Below are 16,086 nucleotides of genomic sequence, written 5' to 3' on the forward strand. Positions count from 1 at the left end.
CTAGCCCAGGGCCCGATCGAGATTGATCGCGGAGCTGATCAGCGACAGGTGCGTGAACGCCTGCGGGAAGTTCCCCAGCTGCTCACCGGTCAGGCCGATCTCCTCGGCGTAGAGCCCCAGGTGGTTGCCGTAGGAGAACATCTTCTCCAGTGCGATCCGGGCCTGCTCCGACCGGCCGGCCCGGGTCATCGCCTCCACGTTCCAGAACGAGCACATCGAGAACGTGCCCTCCCCGCCGTCCAGGCCGTCCGGCGCGTCCTGCACGTCGTAGCGGAACACCAGGGTGTCGACGACCAGGTCGTCGTTGATCGCGTCCAGGGTGGCCAGGAAGCGGGGATCGGTGGGCACGCAGAACTTGACCATCGGCATCAGCAGCACCGACGCGTCCAGCGTCCGCGAGCCGTAGCGCTGCACGAACGAGCCGCGCGGCGCGACGTCCGGGTCCCAGCCCCGGTCCTGGATCTGGTGGTAGATCTCGTCGCGGGTGGCGGTCCAGGCCGCGATGTCGCCGGGCAGGCCGCGCCGGCGCGCCATCCGGATCATGCGCTCGACGGCGACCCAGCACATCAGCCGGGAGAACACGTGGTGCTGCCGGCCGGCCCGGGTCTCCCAGATCCCCTCGTCGGCCCGGTCCCAGTGCTCCCGCAGCCAGTCCAGGATCCGGCAGAGGTTCATCCAGTCGCAGTGGCCGACGCCCTCGCCGTACTTGTCGTAGAGGTACACCGAGTCGACGATCTCGCCGTAGATGTCGAGCTGCAGCTGCCCGGCCGCGCCGTTGCCGCACAGCACCGGGCGCGATCCCCGGTAGCCGGCGAGATGGTCCAGCTCGGTCTCCCCGGGCACCTCGTCGCCGTCGATCGTGTACATCACCCGCAGCGGACCGTCCTCGCCGTCGGTGCCGGTCCCGCCTGCCGGATCGCCGATACGGCGGGTCAGCCAGCCGATGAAGGCCCGCGCCTCCTCGGTGAAGCCGAGCCGCAGCAGCGCGTACAGGGTGAACGCGGCGTCGCGCATCCAGACGTAGCGGTAGTCCCAGTTCCGCTCCCCGCCCAGCTGCTCGGGCAGCCCCATCGTCGGCGACGCGACGACCGCGCCGGTCGGCTCGTGGGTGAGCAGCTTCAGGGTGAGCGCGGAACGGTGCACCCGCTCCCGCCACCGCCCGGTGTAGGACGAGTGCGACAGCCACTCCTGCCAGAACGCGACCGTCCCCTCGAACAGCCCGTCCGCGGCGTCGTCGCAGGGGCCCGGTTCGCCGTCGCCGTCGACCTCCAGGACGAAGATCTCGGTCCGGCCCTCCCGGGTCTCGAACCCGGCGCCGGCCGCGTGGTCGGTCACCGCCAGCGGCACCGTCGAGGTCAGGTCGAGCGTGACGTGCGATCCGGTGAACCGGATGCCGGCACCGGCCTCGGTGACCTCCGGCAGCTCGCGGGCGTAGCCGGGGCGCGGCACCACGTGCACGGTCATCGGCACCGAGCCCCGCACCCCGGTCACCCGGCGGACCAGCCGCTGCCGGTGCTGCGGATCGTGCGGGCGCAGCAGCGCCAGGAAGTCCTGCACCTCGACGATGCCGTCCGAGGTGAGGAAGCGGGTGATCAGCACGGTCGAGTCGGGGTAGTAGAACTGCTGCTGGGTGACCGTCCCGGTGGCGCCGTCCCGGTCGGTGGCCGGCGCCAGCGACCAGTGGCCGCCGCGATCGGGATCGAGCAGCGAGGCGAACACGCTGGGCGCGTCGAACCGGCCGGGGCAGAACCAGTCGACGGTGCCGTCGGTGCCGACCAGTGCCGCGGTGCGCAGATCGCCGATGATCCCGTGCTCGGCGATCGGCAGGTAGCCGTCCGCGTCCGGGATCACTCCGGCACCCGCCAGCCGCGCGGTCCGGGCAGGTCCAGGGCGTCCCGCGGGCCCCAGGAGCCGCGCGGGTACTCCCGGACCGGCGGCGGATCGGCCGGGACCGGATCGCACAGCTCCCAGAGCCGCTCCACCTCGTCGGCGGTGGTGAACAGGGTCCGGTCGCCGTGCACGACGTCGAGCAGCAGCCGCTCGTAGGCCTCCAGTGCGGCGTCGCCGCCGGGCACGTCGAGCACCATCCGGCCGCGCCGCAGCGCCGAGCCCGGCCCCGGGTCCTTGGCCCGGACGTCCAGCGCGGCGTCCGGCTGCTCGGTCAGCTCCAGCACCAGCTCGGCGGGCGGGCCGTCGGCGTCCGGGAACAGCGCGGGCTCCGGATCGGCGAAGCCGACCGTGACGGTCCGCCGGGTCCCGCCCATGCCCTTCCCGGTGCGCAGCAGGAACGGCACCCCGGACCAGCGCGGGTTCTCCACGAACACCTCCGCCGCCACGAACGTCTCGACGTCCGAGTCCGGATCGACGCCCTCGGTGTCGCGGTAGCCGGCGTACTGGCCGAACACCGTGCGGGCCGGGTCCAGCGGCCGGACCGACCGCAACAGCTCGGCCTTCGCCGCGTGCACGGCGTCCGGGGTGAGCTCGCGGGGCCGTTCCATCGCGACGAACGCGAGCACCTGCAGCAGGTGCGTGGAGATCATGTCCCGGAACGCGCCGGTGGACTCCATGAACGACGCCCGGCCCTCGATCCCGTCCTCCTCCGGGACGTCGATCTGCACGTACCGGACGTGCCGGTTGTTCCAGGCCGGCTCGAACACCCCGTTCGCGAAGCGCAGCGCCAGGATGTTCTGCACCGGCTCCTTGCCGAGGAAGTGGTCGATCCGGAAGACGTCCTCCTCCCGGTACACCTCGCGCAGCCCGGCGCCGAGCTCGCGGGCCGAGGCCAGGTCGGTGCCGAACGGCTTCTCCAGCACCAGCCGGGACCGCTGCGCGAGCCCGGTCCGGCCGAGCATCCCGACCATCGGGGTCATCACGGCGGGCGGCACCGACAGGTAGACGATCCGGCGCACGTCGCCGCCGCCCAGCTCCTCCTCTGCGGCGCGGACGGCCCGGGCCAGGTCGGTGTCCCCGCCGCCATCCCCGCCGCCGTCCCCGCCGGCCCCGCCGGTCGTCCCGTCGTCCGCGTCGGACGGGGTGAAGCTCAGCCGGGGTGCGAGGTCGTCCCAGCCGGTGGTGTCGCCGAGGGCGTCGCGGACCTGGTCGCGGAACTCGTCGTCGGTGCCGGGCGAGTGCCGGCCGGTGCCGATCACCCGCAGGTCCGCGGGCAGCAGGCCCGCGTTCCACAGCCGCAGCAGGCCCGGGAAGAGCTTGCGCCGCGCGAGGTCGCCGGTGGCACCGAAGATCACGAAGACGTGCGGGGGCAGAGCCATGATCGGCGCATACCCCGGACCGGGGCGGAGTGAACCTACGCCGGGCGGCGGGCGCGGCGTACCGTTGCACCGTGAACGTGGACGTGACGCCGCTCCCCGGCATCGGGGTGCGCAAGGAGATCGAGCTGCGCGGCGGCCGCCGGGTCGGCGTCATCACGCACCGGGACGGCCGGATCGAGCTGATCCTGTCCCGGGCCGACGACCCGGACGCCTGCCTCGCCGAGCTCCCGCTCACCACCGAGGAGGCGGGCGCCCTGGCGAACCTGCTGGGCGCCCCGCAGCTGGTCAACCAGCTCAACGACGAGCACCGCGACCTGCCCGGGATCACCACCCGCAAGCTGCCGATCCGGACCAACAGCCCCTACGACGGCCGTCCGCTCGGCGACACCGCGCTGCGCACCCGCACCCAGGTGTCGGTGGTGGCCGTGATGCGGGCCGGGCAGGTGTGCCCGTCGCCCACCCCGGACTTCGTGCTCGTCGCCGGGGACATCGTGATCGCCGTCGGGGAGGCGGACAAGCTCGACCAGGCCGCCGACGTGCTGGCCCGCGGCTGACCCTTGGACCACACCGCGCTCGAACTGCTCGAACTCGGCGCCGTCTTCTTCGGCCTCGGCCTCCTCGGCAGGCTCGCCCACCGGATCGGGCTGTCCCCGATCCCGCTGTACCTCGTCGGCGGGCTCGCCTTCGGCACCGGCGGCATCCTCCCGCTCGGCGACATCGGCGACTTCACCTCGCTGGCCGGTGAGGTCGGCGTCGTACTGCTGCTGTTGCTGCTCGGCCTGGAGTACTCGGCGGCCGAGCTGGTCACCGGGCTGCGCCGGTCCTGGCTCGCCGGGGTCGTGGACATCGTGCTCAACGCGGCGCCCGGCGTGGCGGTCGCGCTGATCCTCGGCTGGGGCCCGGTCGGGGCGATGGTGCTCGGCGGCGTCACCTACATCTCGTCGTCCGGGATCGTCGCCAAGGTGCTGTCCGACCTGGGCAGGCTGGGCAACCGGGAGACCCCGGTGGTGCTGTCCGTGCTGGTCTTCGAGGACCTCGTGATGGCCCTCTACCTGCCGATCCTCACCGCGCTGCTGCTCGGGGTCACGCTGTGGGGCGGGATCGGCGCGGTCGGGATCTCGGTCGCCGTGATCTCGGTGGTGCTGCTCGTCGCGCTGCGCTACGGCCGCTGGGTCTCCGCCGTCGTCGACTCCGACGACCAGGAGGTCTTCCTGCTCAAGGTGCTCGGCGCGGCGCTGCTGCTCGCCGGGTTCGCGCAGGCGATGCAGGTCTCGGCGGCGGTCGGCGCGTTCCTGCTCGGGATCGCGATCTCCGGTTCCACCGCGGAGAACGCCGCCCGGCTGCTGGAACCGCTGCGGGACCTGTTCGCCGCGGTCTTCTTCGTCGTGTTCGGGCTGTCCACCGATCCGGCGTCGATCCCGCCGGTCCTCGGCTGGGCGCTGGTGCTGGTCGTGACCAGCACCGTCACCAAGTTCGCGACCGGCTGGTGGGCCGCGCGGCGGGCCCGGATCGGGCGGATGGGCCGGGCCCGCGCCGGCGCGGCGCTGGTCGCCCGGGGCGAGTTCTCGATCGTCATCGCCGGGCTGGCCGTCGGGTACGCCGCGGTGCCCGACGAGCTCGCCGCGCTGGCCACCGGGTACGTGCTGATCATGGCGATGGTGGGGCCGATCCTGGCCCGCTACATCGAGCCGGTGGTGCGGTTGCTGCCGAGCCGGCCCGCCGTCCCAATCTGATTCGGCCGGTCGCCCGTGCGCCCGGGGTGCGGTCCCCGGCCCGGCCGGTTGCGCACCGCGTCGGACGGCGCACCCCCAGCACCGGACCGCACCACCTCCGAGGGGTGCGGCGACGAGCGCGGGGTGCGGCAACGGGCCCGGGGTGCGGCGCCGAGCCCGAGGTGCGGCGACGAGCCCGGGGGGCGGCGCGCGCGCCCGAGGTGCGGTGCCGCGCCCGAGGTGCGGCCGCGCGACCGAGGTGTGGCAACGGGCCCGGGGGCGCACCGCATCGGACGACGCACCCCCAGCACGAGATCGCACCACCTCCAAAGGGTGCGGCGCCGAACCCGGGGTGCGGCAACGAGCGCGGGGTGCGGCAACCAGCCCAAGGTGTGGCAACGCGCCCGGGGTGCGGCAACGCGCCCGGCCGCGCACCGCACCGGACGACGCACCCCCAGCACGAGATCGCACCACCTCCAAAGGGTGCGGCGCCGAGCCCGGGGTGCGGCGCCAAGCCCGGGGTGCGGCAACGAGCCCGGGGTGCGGCAACGCACCCGAGGTGCGGCAACGCGCCCGGCCGCTCGCCGCATCGGACGACGCACCCCCAGCACGAGATCGCACCACCTCCAAGGGGTGCGGCAACGAGCCCGGGGTGCGGCAACGAGCCCGGGGTGCGGCAACGAGCCCGGGGGCGGCGCCGAGCGCGGGGTGCGGCGCCGAGCGCGGGGTGCGGCGCGACGGGGCGGGCGAACCCGCCGGTCAGTCGTCGCGGGCGGCGAGGGTCGCGTTGTACAGCTCCCGCTTGGGCACCCCGGCCGCCTCGGCGACGGCGGCGACGGCGTCCTTCAGCCGCTCGCCGTCGTCCACCCGCTCCCGGACGGCGTCGATCAGCGACCCCACCGGCGGCGCGTCGGGCGCCTCGGCCCCGGCCAGCACGATGGTCACCTCACCGAGCACGTCCCCGCTCGCCGCCCAGCCGGCCAGCGCCGCGAGGGTGCCGCGCTGCACCTGCTCGTAGGTCTTGGTCAGCTCCCGGCACACCGCGGCCCGCCGGTCCGGCCCGAGCACCTCGACGGCCGCGGCCAGCAGGTCCGCGGTGCGCCGCGGCGACTCGAAGAACACCACGGCCCGGCGCTCGTCGCGCAGCGTCTCCAGCCAGCGGCGCCGCTCCCCCGGCCGGCGCGGCGGGAAGCCCTCGAAGCAGAACCGCTCGGCGGGCAGCCCGGACAGCACCAGCGCCGTCGTCACCGCGGACGGGCCGGGCAGGCAGGTCACCGGGAGGTCCTCGGCGGCGGCCGCGGCGACCAGCCGGTAGCCGGGATCGGACACGGCGGGCATCCCGGCGTCCGACACGACCAGCACGGTCGCCCCGTCCCGGACGGCGGCCAGCAGGCCGGGCGCCCGCTCGGTCTCCACCGCGTCGTAGTGACTGACGATCTTCCCCGTGTAGGTGACCCCGAGTGCCGCGGCGAGCGTGCGGAACCGGCGGGTGTCCTCGGCCGCGATCACGTCCGCGGTGCCGATCAGCTCCCGCAGCCGCACCGAGGCGTCCCGGGGATCACCCAGCGGTGTGGCGGCCAGGACCAGGACACCGGGAGCAGCGGTCGATGCGGGCACCGCACCACCCTACGATCGGGCCCCGTGGCCACCTCGACCGCCGACCCCGGGAGCCGGGTCGCGGGAGCGGCCCCCGAACCGGGGCTGACGCCCCGCGGCACGCCCCCACCGCTGCGCCGCGCCGATCCCGGTCCGGCCGCGCGGCTCGGCGCACCACCACCGGCCGACCGGCTGCGCGGCTGGCTGGTCACCGCCGGGATCGTGCTGCTCGCCGCGCTGCTGCGGTTCTACGAGCTGGGCGAGCCCACCGACCGCGGCACCCCGGTGTTCGACGAGAAGCACTACGTCCCGCAGGCGTGGGAGATGGTCCGCAACGGCGGGGTGGAGAACAACCCCGGCTACGAGAAGATCGTCCATCCGCCGCTGGGCAAACAGCTGATCGCGCTGGGCCAGATGGCATTCGGCTACGACGGCGTCGGCTGGCGGGTGGCGGCCGCGCTGGCCGGGGTGCTCACCGTGCTGCTGGTGGTGCGGGCCGGGCGCCGGCTCACCCGGTCCTCGGCGCTCGGCGGGCTGGCCGGGCTGCTGCTCATCGCCGACGGCCTGTCCCACGTGCAGTCCCGGATGGGGATGCTGGACGTGTTCGCCGCGCTGTTCGTGGTCGCCGGGTTCGCCGCGCTGCTCTGCGACCGGGACGACGTGCGGGCCCGGATGGCCCGGGTGGTGGCGCAGGGCCGGGTCGGGGACACCCCGTTCGGGCCGCGCTGGGGGGTGCGCTGGTGGCGGCTCACCGCAGGCGTCTGCCTCGGGCTGGCCTGCGCGGTGAAGTGGAGCGGCTCCTACTACGTCGCCGCGTTCGGCGTGCTCTGCGTGCTGTGGGACGTGTCGCTGCGGCGCCGCGCCGGGGTGGCCCGGCCGTGGGCGGGAACCGTGGTGCGCGACCTCGCCCCGGCGCTGTGGGCGCTGGCCCTGGTCCCGGTGGTCACCTACATCGCGTCCTGGTGGGCCTGGTTCGGCAGCGAGACCGGGATCGACCGGCACCAGGTGGGCCGCGAGATCGGCACCGGCGGGCCGTTCGCCTGGGTGCCGGACGCGCTGCGCTCGCTCTGGTACTACCACGGTCAGGCGCTGGCGTTCCACGAGAACCTGACGACCGGCAGCGCCGGGCAGCATCCGTGGGAGTCCAAGCCGTGGACGTGGCCGATGGGGCTGCGGCCGATGCTCTACCGCTACTCCGACGAGGCGACCGGCTGCGGCGCCACCGAGTGCGTCTCGGCGGTGATGCTGATCGGCACCCCCGCGCTGTGGTGGGCGTCGATCCCGGTGCTGCTGTGGGGCCTGTGGCGGGCGGTCACCCGGGTGGACTGGCGCTGGACGGCCGTGCTGGTCGGCTACGGCGCCGGGTTCCTGCCGTGGTTCCTGAACCTGGACCGGCAGATGTACTTCTTCTACATGATGCCGGTGGCGCCGTTCCTGGTGCTGGCGGCGACCCTCGCGATGGGCCAGCTGCTCGGGCACGCCGGCCAGTCCGAACGACGACGCCGGACCGGCCTGCTGGTCGTCTCGGCCTGGCTGGCGCTGATCCTGGTCAACTTCGTGTGGCTGTGGCCGATCCTGGTCGGCGACCCGATCACCCCGGACCACTGGCAGGCGCAGCTCTGGCTGCCCTCGTGGCGCTGAACCCACCTGCGCCGGACGGGTGAACCCGGTCACGGCGCGGAACCGGGCCGCGCCGGGAGGCGACTCCTCGCGGGTGACACCCGTACCGCCCCCGGTCCGCCGGGTCGCCCTCGCCCTGCCCGTCGTACTGCTCGCGCTGCTGCTCGGCGCCGTCCCCGCCTGGGCGCACACCGAGCTGGAGTCCAGCACCCCCGCCGCGGACTCCGAGCTGGCGCAGGCGCCGACGGAGATCACCCTGACCTTCTCCGAGAACGTCCCGCCGGACACCGCCGAGATCACCGTGCGCGGCCCGGACGGCACCGACCACGTCGCGGGCCCCGCCACCGGCGACACCGGCACCCTCACCGTGCCGCTGCAGCCGCTCGGCCCGGCCGGCGTCTACACCGTCGAGTACCGGGTCGTCTCCGACGACGGCCATCCGGTCTCCGGCACCGTGCCGTTCACCCTGACGCAGCCCGGACCGGCCGCCGCCGCGGCGAGCACCCCGCCCGCGACGTCCGCCGCCCCGCCCGCCGATCCGGCGGCCCCGGCCCCGGCGGCGGCCGCCGGCGACACCGGGGACGGCGCACCGGTCTGGCCGTGGGTGCTGCTCGCCGTCGTGGTGCTCGGTGGCGGGGTGGCGGTCGCGCTGCGCCGCCGTCCCGGCTGACCGGCGATCGTCGACGTCATGACCGGCAGCACCCGGCGCGGCGACGCCGGAGCGGCGGTCGTCGCGGGCTGGTGCGCCGTCGCGTTCGGTGCGGCGGTCGTCGCGGCCGGGCTGACCGGCGGCATCGGCCCGGAGTCGGTGCCGCTCGATCTCGCCGCGACCCTGACCCGGGCCGCCGCCGACCTGGCCGCGCTGCTGGTCGCCGGGGCCGCCCTGGCGATGCTGCTGGCCCCGGGCCGGGTGCCCGGCGCGGACCGGGTGCTGATCGTCGCGGTGCCGGCCTGGGCGGCGGTGCTGCTGGTGGAGGCGCTGGTCCGGGCCGCGATCATGGTCGGGGTGCCGCCGGCCGCGGTGCGCCCGGCCGACGTCGCCGGCTACCTGACCGGCCCGGCCGCGGGGACCGGCCTGGTCCTGGCCGGGACGGCCACCGTGCTGCTGCTCGGCTGCGTCGCCGGACGCCCGGCGGGCCCCGGCCACGGCCCGGGCCCGGCGGTGCTGGTGCTCCTCGTCGCGATCGCCGGGGCCGCCGCACCCGCGGCGTTCGGGCACGCCGCCGCCTCGGCGAACGCCGCGATCGCGGTCCCCGGCGTGGTGCTGCACGTGACGGCGGCGCTGCTGTGGGTCGGCGGGCTCGGCGCGGTGCTGCTGCTGTCCCGCGATCCGGCGCTGCTGGCGGTGGCGCTGCCCCGGTTCTCCCGGCTGGCCGGGTGGAGTGTCCTGGTGCTGGCGGTGTCCGGGCTGCTCGCCGCGACGGCGCGGCTGGGCTCGCCCGCCGAGCTGGTCGGCGGCGCGTACGGCGGGCTGCTGCTGGCGAAGATCGTGCTGCTGGCCGGTGCCGCCGCGCTCGGTGGCCTCACCCGGCGACGGCTGCGCAGCGGGCGGGTGCCGGTGCTCGCCTGGGCCGGGATCGAGATCGTGCTGCTGGTCGCCGCGGTCGGCGCCGCGGCGACGCTCAGCCACACCGGCTGACCGGCGTCAGGTCCCCCGGCGCGCCGGGACGTGCCGCCGGACCAGCAGCAGCGACGCCCCGGCCAGGGTCGCGGCGGCCAGCAGCAGGAGCAGGAACCCGTGCCCGGCCGCGCCGACCAGGCCCCCGGCGACGAGTGCCGCGGTGATCGCACCGGCCCGGCCGACCGTGCCCGCCGCCCCGACCCCGGTTGCCCGGATGCCGGCCGGGTAGATGTGGCTCGCCAGGTTGTAGAGCACGGTCTGCAGCCCGGCGAAGCAGCCGCCGTGCAGCACGATCTGGGCGACGAAGGTGATCCCGGTGGTCCCGTCGACCGGCGGGACGAGCAGCAGCCAGCCCGCGGACAGCGCGGCGCCCGCGGCGAGCGCGAGCATGACCGGCCGGGAGCCGATCCGGCCGATGAGCACCCCGGCGACCAGCGCGACGACGATGCCGCCCGCGTTGTAGAGGGTGATCGACAGGCTGGCGGCGGCCAGCGAGTAGCCGTTGGCCTGCAGCAGCGACGGGCCCCAGCTGAAGAAGCTGAACACCCCGAGCAGGCTGAAGAAGAAGGCCCCCCACAGCGCGAGCGAGTCGCGGCGCAGCTCGCGGCCCAGCAGCGCCCGCGGGCTCCCGGTGCCGGCGCCGGCGGCGATCGGGTCGGGTGCGGGCGGCACCACCGCCCGGCCGGTCCGGCGCAGCACGGCGGCCCGGCGCTCGTCGTCACCCGGCCGGCCGCGGGCCGCCAGGAACTGCGGGGACTCCAGCAGCACCAGCGCCAGGACGACGACCAGCAGCAGCGGCACGACGCCGCCGATCAGGTAGAGCTCCCGCCAGCCCCAGCGCGGCAGCACCGCGGCGGCGACCAGGCCGCCGACCAGCGCGCCGCCCGGGATGCAGGCGATGCTCACCGCGATCGCCAGGTGCCGCCACCGGGCCGGGGTGAACTCGGCGACCAGCGAGGTCACCGCGGGCAGCGCCATCCCCAGCCCGACGCCGGCCACGATCCGGCAGCAGGCGAACGCGAGCGTCCCGCCGGTCGTGGCGCTGATCAGCGTGAACGTCCCGAACACCAGCACCGCCAGGATCAGGCAGGGTTTGCGGCCGATCCGGTCACCGACCAGCCCGCCGAGCGCGGTCCCGACGCCGATGCCGACGAAACCGACCGCGAACACCCAGCCGAACTCCGCGCGGCTGGAGCCGAACTCGTCGACGATCTGCAGGACGGCGAAGCCGAGCAGCTGGTTGTCGAACCCGTCGAGCAGCATCGTGACCGCACCGAGCACGACGATCGCGAGCGCCCGCCCGGACATCCGCTCGTTCCCCCCGGGATCGGTCCCCACCCGGGTCCGGCTGCGTGCGGGTCGGATCATGTCCGCTCCGATCTGCTCGGGACCGGCGCGGCGGTTCGGCCCGCTCACCCGATCGTGTCGGGCAATCCTGCGGATCCGGTGGCCCCCGGCACAGCAGGACTACTCGATGGCCGTCATCGGTTCGTCCGATGGTCCGTCCGGCCCGGTCAGCCCGGCCCGCCGTCGCGCGGCCCGGTCCCGGGCGACCAGCCCGGCCAGCACGGCGCGCAGGTGCACCGAGAAGTCCCGGGCCCGCCGGGTCGTCGTGCTGCCGGGCAGGGTGAACAGGCCGAGCCGGAGCGGGATCGGCTCGCCGCGCAGCTCGACCGGCACCACCGGCAACCCGGTGAAGGTGACGTTGCTGGCGGGCCGCACGGTGAGCAGGGCGAAGCCCTCACCGGCGGCGACGAGCCCGCGCATCGTCTCGTAGCCGGCGATCGGGGTGCTGACCGGCGGGCTGACGCCCTCGTGCAGGAACATGAACTCCATCAGCTGCTGGGTGGGGTGCTCCGGGCTGTACATGACCCAGGGGTACTGGGCGAGCTCCTGGAGGGTGACGCTGCTCCGGCCGGCGACCGGATGGTCGGGCGCGACGATCGCGTGCGGATGGACCTGGCCGACCTCGGCGAACTCCAGGTCCGCGAGCGCGCTGAGCTGGTAGCTCACCACCAGCTCGCACTCCCCGGTGTGCAGCGACCGCTGCAGCTCGGTGGTGGTGCCCTCGATCGTCCGGATCACGGTGTCGCTCCCGGCGCGCCGGGCGGCGGCGACCGCCTGCGGCACGCAGACCGGGGCCAGCGGCAGGAAGCAGCCGATCGTGAGGGCGCCGTGGCTGCCGATCCCGCGGCCGCGCTCGTTCACCTCGCGGGCGACGCGCAGCAGGTTGCGGGCGTCGGCGAGGAACTGCCGGCCGGCCGGCGAGAGGACGATCGGCCGGGCCGGGGCGCGGACGAACAGATCGGCCTGCAACGAGCGTTCCAGCTTGGTCAGGCTCGCCGAGATCGCCGACTGGGACAGGTGCAGTTCCTCGGCGGCCCTGGTCATGCTGCCCGCGGTGGCCACCGCCACGAAGTGCTCCAGCTGCACGAGGGTGAAGTCCACGCGACACTCCATGTTCGATGATATCGATCGTCGGCATCGTAACGATCGTCTTTGTTCATCAGGTCTCCCGCGCCAGCATCGGCGTCATCCCCGGCACGCCGAGACCTGGAGGACCGATGGACCTCACCCGAGCGCTCGAGCAGATCCTGGTCCCACCACCGGCCGGGCCCGCCCCGGTCGACGGTGACCGCTTCACCGAGGCGATGGCCTGTCTCCCGGCCGGCACCACGGTCGTCGCGACCGACGGGCCGGGCGGCCGGTTCGGCCAGACGGTCACCGCCGTCTGCTCGGTCACCGCCGATCCGCCGTCGGTGCTGTTCTGCATCCGGGAGACCAGCCCGCTGCACCGGGCGGTCGGCGAGAACGGCTGCTTCAGCGTCAACGTGCTCGCCGCCGACCAGCGCGGGCTCGCCGACACCTTCGCCGGCCGGGGCCTCCCGACCGGGACCGCCTACGGGTTCGACGACGGCTGGCGGCCCGGCCGCAGCGGCGCACCGGTCCGCCCGGACACCGCGGCGTCCCTGGACTGCGTGCTCGCCTTCCGGATCCGGGTCGGCACCCACTGCGTGTGCCTCGGGCACGTGGTCGCCGCGGGCACCGGCGGCGGCGAGGCGCTGACCTACGGCCGCCGCAGCTACGGCAGGCACCACCCGGTCCCGTGACGCACGACGACCGGCAGCACCCCCACGACAGGAGGACCGCCATGGCCCGCACCGGGCGCGAGTATCTCGACGGGCTGCGCAGCAGGCCCCGGGAGGTGTGGCTCGGCGGACGCCGGGTCGACGACGTCACCACCCATCCCGGCCTCGCCGGCACCGCCCGCACCGTCGCCGGTCTCTACGACCTGCAGCACCGCGCCGACCTGCGCGCCGATCTGCTGGCCGACGGCGTCCCGCGCAGCCTGGTGCCGCCCCGCGACGCCGCCGGGCTGCGCGCCAGGGACCGGGCCTACCGGATCGTCGCCGAGGAGACGTTCGGCCTGCTGGGCCGCTCCCCCGACTTCCTCGGCACCGCGGTGACCCTGCTCGGCGCGGGTGCCGGCCACTTCGCCGCGGTGGACCCCCGGTTCGGGGCGAACGTCCGGGCGTTCCGGGAGCAGGTCCGCGACGGCGACCTGTTCCTCACCCACGCACTGCTCCCCCCGCAGACCGACCGGTCCCGCGACTCGGCGGGCCAGGCCGAGGACCTGCTGCACCTGGGGGTGCACCGGGAGACCGCCGACGGGCTGGTGGTCCGCGGGGCCCGGATGCTCGCCACCCTCGGGCCGCTCGCCGACGAGCTGCTCGTCTACTGCCTGCCCGGGCTGCGGCCCGGCGAGGAGCGGCACGCGCTGGCGTTCGCGATCCCGGTCGGCACGCCCGGTCTGCGGATGATCTGCCGGGCCCCGTTCGACGACGGCACCCGCGGCTCCTTCGACCATCCGCTGTCCTCCCGGTTCGACGAGCCGGATGCGCTGGTGGTGTTCGACGACGTGCTGGTGCCCTGGGACCGGGTCTTCCTGCACGGCGACGTCACGGCGTCCAACCGGATGTACGACGCGGTCGGCCTCGGGCCGCACCTGGCCCACCAGACCGGCGTGCGCGGCCTGGTCAAGCTGCGGTTCGCGGTGGCGGTCGCGGCCGCGCTGGCCGAGGCGGTGCGGGTCGACACCTTCCTGCCGGTCCAGCAGCGGCTCGCCGAGGGCGTGATGGCGGTCGACATCGCGGACGGGCTGCTCACCGCGGCCCTGCAGGGTGCGCGCGACCGCGACGGGGTGTGGACGCCCGCCGAGCAGCCGCTGCGCACGCTGCGCCTGTTCCTCGCCGAGGCCTATCCGAAGGCGGTGTCGAACCTGCAGGTGCTCGGCGCGGGCGGCCTGCTGATGACCCCGATGCAGGCGGACTTCGGGTCGCCGATCGCGGCCGACGTGCACCGCTACTACCAGGGCGCCGACGCGCTGCCCGCCACCGAGCGGGTCGCGCTGTTCCGGCTGGCCTACGAGCTGACCTGCGACGGGTTCGGCCAGCGGCAGGTGCAGTACGAGCGGTACTACGGCGGCGACCCGGTACGGCTGGCCGCCCAGCACCAGGCCCGCACCGACCCGGCCGAGGGCCGCCGGATGGTGGCCCGCGCCCGGGAGCTCGCCGGCGAGCCGGTGCCCGCACTGGCCGGGTCGGCATGACCGCCCACGCGCAGGCCGGGACAGCCGCGGAGCTGGCCCTGCGGAACGTGCCCGACACCGCCGCGACCGATCTCGTCCGGTCCGCCCGGCGGGCCGGGATCGACGTCTGGTTCGCCAATCCCGGCACCACCGAGATGCCGCTGGTCGCCGCGCTCGACGAGGTCGACGGGGTGCGGCCGGTGCTCGGCCTGTTCGAGGGCGTCTGCACCGGGGCGGCCGACGGCTTCGCCCGGATCGCCGGACGGCCCGCGGCGACCCTGCTGCACCTGGGGCCGGGCCTGGCCAACGGCCTGGCGAACCTGCACAACGCGCGCCGGGCCGGCTCCCCGGTCGTCAACGTGGTGGGCGAGCACGCGGCCTGGCACGTCGGGTTCGATCCGCCGCTCGCCTCGGACGTCGAGGGCCTCGCCCGGCCGATGTCGGTCTGGGTGCACACCAGCCGGGGCCCGGCCGATCTCGCCGCCGACGCGGCCCGCGCGGTGGCCGCCGCCCGGGAGCTGCGCGGCCCGGCGACGCTGGTGGTCCCGCTGGACCATCAGCTCGCCACCGGCGCACCGGTCCCGGATCCGGCCGCCGGCCCGCCGGGTGCGGCGCCGGACCCGGCCGACGCCGGGCCGGGTGCGGCGCCGGACCCGTGCGGGCCGGGCCGGGCCGAACCGGTCGATCCCGGCCGGGTGCGCGGGATCGCCCGCCGGATCCGGACCGCCGCCCGGGTGGTCGTCCTCGCCGGCGACGGCGCCACCGGGGCGCGGGCCCGGCTGACGCTCGCCCGGATCGCGGCGACCGGCCGGATCCGGGTGATCGGCGAGACCTTCCCGGCCGCCGTCGAGCACGGCGGCGGCCTGCCCGGCCTGCCCCGGCTCGCCTACCGTCCGGAGGCGGCCGCGGCGGAGCTGGCCGACGCCGAGCTGGTGGTGCTGGCCGGCGCCCGCGAACCGGTCTCCTACTTCGGCTATCCGGACCTCCCGGCGCGGCTCGCACCGCCCGGCTCGGTGCTGACGCTGTGCTCCCCGGGCCAGGACACCGGGCACGCGCTGGACCTGCTCGCCGACGAGCTCGGCGCACCCCGGAACGCCCCGGCGGTCCCGGCTCCCGCGCCGCCGCCCCCGGCCGACGGCCCGCTGGACCCGGAGATCGTCGCCGCGGTGCTGGCCCGCGAGCTGCCGGACCGGGCGATCGTCTCGGTCGAGGGCGGCACCTGCGGCTACCCGTTCGCCCGGCTCGCCGGCACGGCCGCCCGGCACACCATGCTCACCAACACCGGGGGCGCGATCGGGCAGGGACTGCCGGTGGCGCTGGGCGCCGCGGTCGCCGATCCCGGCCGACCGGTGATCGCGCTGCAGTCCGACGGCGGCGCGCACTACACGATCCAGTCACTGTGGACGATGGCCCGGGCCCGGCTCGACGTCACCGTGCTGATCGCCGCGAACCACCGCTACGGGCTGCTGCAGACCGAGGCCGACCGGATCTGCGGCAGCGCCGACGGTCCGGCCACCCGGGAGCTCACCGCGCTGTCCCCGCCCCGGGTCGACTGGGTGCGGCTGGCCGAGAGCTACGGCGTCCCGGCCCGCCGGACCCGCACCGCCGCCGACCTGCGGGACGCGCTCGGGCACTCGTTCCACGTCACCGGACCGCACCTGATCGAGATGGAGATCTGAC

Annotated in this window: 13 protein-coding genes; 8 read left to right on the plus strand and 5 right to left on the minus strand. The window is 75.5% G+C overall.

What is annotated here, in order from left to right:
- Nucleotides 1–1,851 carry a glycoside hydrolase family 15 protein gene (locus ABD160_RS25305; RefSeq protein ID WP_344026761.1) on the minus strand — a complete coding sequence of 617 codons (1,851 nt, stop codon included), beginning with the start codon at nucleotides 1,849–1,851 and terminating at the stop codon, nucleotides 1–3.
- A complete protein-coding gene (locus ABD160_RS25310) occupies nucleotides 1,848–3,269 on the minus strand; it encodes a glucose-6-phosphate dehydrogenase (protein WP_344026763.1) in 1,422 nt (473 codons plus the stop codon). The genes ABD160_RS25305 and ABD160_RS25310 overlap by 4 nt, the downstream gene beginning before the upstream one ends.
- A 71-nt stretch (nucleotides 3,270–3,340) precedes the next feature.
- On the opposite strand from ABD160_RS25310, the gene ABD160_RS25315 reads away from it, so the two are divergent.
- Together ABD160_RS25315 and ABD160_RS25320 are read left to right on the plus strand one after the other, a co-directional pair.
- Entirely contained in the window at nucleotides 3,341–3,823 is a 483-nt protein-coding gene (locus ABD160_RS25315) for a cation:proton antiporter regulatory subunit (protein ID WP_344026765.1), read from the plus strand.
- A 3-nt stretch (nucleotides 3,824–3,826) separates the two neighbouring features.
- Nucleotides 3,827–5,002 (plus strand): cation:proton antiporter, encoded by a 1,176-nt coding sequence (locus tag ABD160_RS25320; protein WP_344026767.1) that lies wholly within the window; start codon nucleotides 3,827–3,829, stop codon nucleotides 5,000–5,002.
- A 738-nt stretch (nucleotides 5,003–5,740) separates the two neighbouring features.
- On the opposite strand, the gene rsmI is transcribed toward ABD160_RS25320, so the two are convergent.
- Entirely contained in the window at nucleotides 5,741–6,598 is an 858-nt protein-coding gene (gene rsmI, locus ABD160_RS25325; protein ID WP_344026769.1) for a 16S rRNA (cytidine(1402)-2'-O)-methyltransferase, read from the minus strand.
- Nucleotides 6,599–6,622: 24 nt separating this feature from the next.
- Between rsmI and ABD160_RS25330 the strand changes: the two genes are divergently transcribed.
- The 3 genes from ABD160_RS25330 (at nucleotide 6,623) to ABD160_RS25340 (ending at nucleotide 9,836) form a co-directional block, all read left to right on the plus strand.
- Nucleotides 6,623–8,218, plus strand: coding sequence for a dolichyl-phosphate-mannose--protein mannosyltransferase (locus ABD160_RS25330; protein ID WP_425563659.1), 1,596 nt, complete (start codon nucleotides 6,623–6,625; stop codon nucleotides 8,216–8,218).
- Nucleotides 8,219–8,291: 73 nt separating this feature from the next.
- Nucleotides 8,292–8,867: a copper resistance CopC family protein gene (locus ABD160_RS25335; RefSeq protein ID WP_344026771.1), complete on the plus strand. Its 576-nt coding sequence runs from the start codon at nucleotides 8,292–8,294 to the stop codon at nucleotides 8,865–8,867.
- Nucleotides 8,868–8,885: 18 nt separating this feature from the next.
- Nucleotides 8,886–9,836, plus strand: a complete 951-nt coding sequence (locus ABD160_RS25340; RefSeq protein WP_344026773.1) for a CopD family protein — start codon at nucleotides 8,886–8,888, stop codon at nucleotides 9,834–9,836.
- A gap of 6 nt (nucleotides 9,837–9,842) precedes the next feature.
- Here ABD160_RS25340 and ABD160_RS25345 read toward each other — a convergent pair whose 3' ends face one another.
- Both ABD160_RS25345 and ABD160_RS25350 read right to left on the minus strand, forming a co-directional pair.
- On the minus strand, nucleotides 9,843–11,186 hold the full coding sequence (locus ABD160_RS25345) for an MFS transporter (protein WP_344026775.1): 1,344 nt from the start codon (nucleotides 11,184–11,186) through the stop codon (nucleotides 9,843–9,845).
- Nucleotides 11,187–11,285: 99 nt separating this feature from the next.
- The gene (locus ABD160_RS25350; RefSeq protein ID WP_344026777.1) at nucleotides 11,286–12,266 is read right to left on the minus strand and encodes a LysR family transcriptional regulator; all 981 of its coding nucleotides are present in this window, start codon (nucleotides 12,264–12,266) and stop codon (nucleotides 11,286–11,288) included.
- A 116-nt stretch (nucleotides 12,267–12,382) separates the two neighbouring features.
- Here ABD160_RS25350 and ABD160_RS25355 point away from each other — a divergent pair, with 116 nt between their 5' ends.
- From ABD160_RS25355 to ABD160_RS25365, 3 genes are read left to right on the plus strand one after another with little or no spacing between them, the layout of a single operon-like run.
- Nucleotides 12,383–12,928, plus strand: a complete 546-nt coding sequence (locus ABD160_RS25355) for a flavin reductase family protein (protein WP_344026779.1) — start codon at nucleotides 12,383–12,385, stop codon at nucleotides 12,926–12,928.
- Nucleotides 12,929–12,969: 41 nt separating this feature from the next.
- On the plus strand, nucleotides 12,970–14,427 hold the full coding sequence (locus ABD160_RS25360) for a 4-hydroxyphenylacetate 3-hydroxylase family protein (protein WP_344026781.1): 1,458 nt from the start codon (nucleotides 12,970–12,972) through the stop codon (nucleotides 14,425–14,427).
- Nucleotides 14,424–16,085, plus strand: a complete 1,662-nt coding sequence (locus ABD160_RS25365) for an acetolactate synthase large subunit (RefSeq protein WP_344026783.1) — start codon at nucleotides 14,424–14,426, stop codon at nucleotides 16,083–16,085. Before ABD160_RS25360 ends, ABD160_RS25365 begins: the two co-directional genes overlap by 4 nt.
- The last annotated feature ends 1 nt before the right edge of the window (nucleotide 16,086 follow it).

Source organism: Pseudonocardia kongjuensis (genome assembly GCF_039526905.1).
In the GTDB taxonomy this organism is placed as follows: domain Bacteria; phylum Actinomycetota; class Actinomycetes; order Mycobacteriales; family Pseudonocardiaceae; genus Pseudonocardia; species Pseudonocardia kongjuensis.

Bases quoted from the DNA above. Each gene is read 5' to 3' on its own strand.
- ABD160_RS25365 (WP_344026783.1), top strand. From the start codon at position 14,424: ATGACCGCCCACGCGCAGGCCGGGACAGCCGCGGAGCTGGCCCTGCGG.
- ABD160_RS25310 (WP_344026763.1), bottom strand. From the start codon at position 3,269: ATGGCTCTGCCCCCGCACGTCTTCGTGATCTTCGGTGCCACCGGCGAC.
- ABD160_RS25340 (WP_344026773.1), top strand. From the start codon at position 8,886: ATGACCGGCAGCACCCGGCGCGGCGACGCCGGAGCGGCGGTCGTCGCG.
- ABD160_RS25345 (WP_344026775.1), bottom strand. From the start codon at position 11,186: ATGATCCGACCCGCACGCAGCCGGACCCGGGTGGGGACCGATCCCGGG.
- ABD160_RS25355 (WP_344026779.1), top strand. From the start codon at position 12,383: ATGGACCTCACCCGAGCGCTCGAGCAGATCCTGGTCCCACCACCGGCC.
- ABD160_RS25360 (WP_344026781.1), top strand. From the start codon at position 12,970: ATGGCCCGCACCGGGCGCGAGTATCTCGACGGGCTGCGCAGCAGGCCC.